General features: G+C 67.2%; 1 protein-coding gene and 1 pseudogene. Both read left to right on the top strand.

Going from position 1 to position 1391, the window contains the following annotated elements; genetic code table 11:
• Positions 1-2 precede the first annotated feature (2 nt).
• Positions 3-370 (top strand): annotated as a pseudogene (locus ASC95_RS31425) (xylose isomerase); the annotation flags it as partial.
• Between the two features lies 1 nt (position 371).
• Positions 372-1391 (top strand): xylose isomerase (locus tag ASC95_RS17795; RefSeq protein WP_235537987.1); only part of this gene is annotated, 1020 nt, incomplete at both ends.

The raw sequence follows: 1391 nt of genomic DNA, 5'->3' as shown, positions 1-1391 counted from the left end.
CCATCCGTTTCGAGGGCGCCAACAGCCAGAGCGAACTGGCCTTCAAGCACTACGACAAGGACCGCATCGTCCTGGGCCAGCGCATGGAGGACCACCTGCGCTTTGCCGTGTGCTACTGGCACAACTTCGTCTGGACCGGCCTGGACCCGTTCGGCGGCGCSACCTTCGAGCGGCCCTGGTTCCAGGGCGGCAGCCCGATGGAGCTGGCCAAGCTCAAGGCCGACGCGGCCTTCGAGTTCTTCGAGAAGCTGGGCGCGCCCTACTACTGCTTCCATGACCGCGACGTCGCCCCGGAAGGCGCCACGCCGCGCGAGAGCCACGAGAACTTCCTGCGCATGGTCGACGTGCTCGGCGAGAAGCAGCAGGCCACNCCATGACCGCGACGTCGCCCCGGAAGGCGCCACGCCGCGCGAGAGCCACGAGAACTTCCTGCGCATGGTCGACGTGCTCGGCGAGAAGCAGCAGGCCACCGGCCGCAAGCTCTTGTGGGGCACGGCCAACCTGTTCAGCCACCGCCGCTTCATGAGCGGTGCGGCCAGCAACCCCAACCCCGAGCTGTTCGCCATGGCCGCGCTGCAGGTGCGYGACGCGATGGACGCCACCAAGAAGCTCGGCGGCGAGAACTATGTGCTGTGGGGCGGCCGCGAGGGCTACGAGACGCTGTTGAACACGCGCCTGGGCCAGGAGCTGGACCAGCTCGGCCGCTTCCTGAACATGGTGGTGGAGTACAAGCACAAGATCGGCTTCAAGGGCGCCATCCTCATCGAGCCCAAGCCGCGCGAGCCGGCGCGGTTCCAGACCGCGAGCAAGCACAAGATCGGCTTCAAGGGCGCCATCCTCATCGAGCCCAAGCCGCGCGAGCCGTCCAAGCACCAGTACGACTTCGACACCGCCACCGTCTACGGTTTCCTCGTGCGCTACGGCCTGGAGAAGGAAGTCAAGGTCAACATCGAGGCCAACCACGCCACGCTGTCGGGCCACAGCTTCGAGCATGAGATCGCCACCGCCGGCGCTCTGGGCATCCTGGGCAGCCTGGACATGAACCGCGGCGACCCGCAGCTGGGCTGGGACACCGACCAGTTCCCCAACAACGTGCCGGAGACGGCCATCGCGCTGTACCACGTCATCCAGGCTGGCGGCCTGGGCTCGGGCGGGTTGAATTTCGACGCCAAGGTGCGCCGCCAGTCCATYGAYGCCGAGGACYTGTTCCACGGCCACATCGGCGGCATGGACGTGTGCGCGCAGGCGCTGCTGATCGCCGAGAAGATGATCAACGACGGRCGGCTGAAAGCCGCCGTGGACAGCCGCTACGCCGGCTGGGACGCGGCTGCCGGCCAGGACATCCTCAACGGCCGACGCTCGCTCAACGACCTGGCTGAGCAGGTGCTCAT

Source organism: Pelomonas sp. Root1217 (assembly GCF_001425705.1).
In the GTDB taxonomy this organism is placed as follows: domain Bacteria; phylum Pseudomonadota; class Gammaproteobacteria; order Burkholderiales; family Burkholderiaceae_C; genus Pelomonas.
This window is presented reverse-complemented; position numbering and strand designations above follow the sequence as displayed.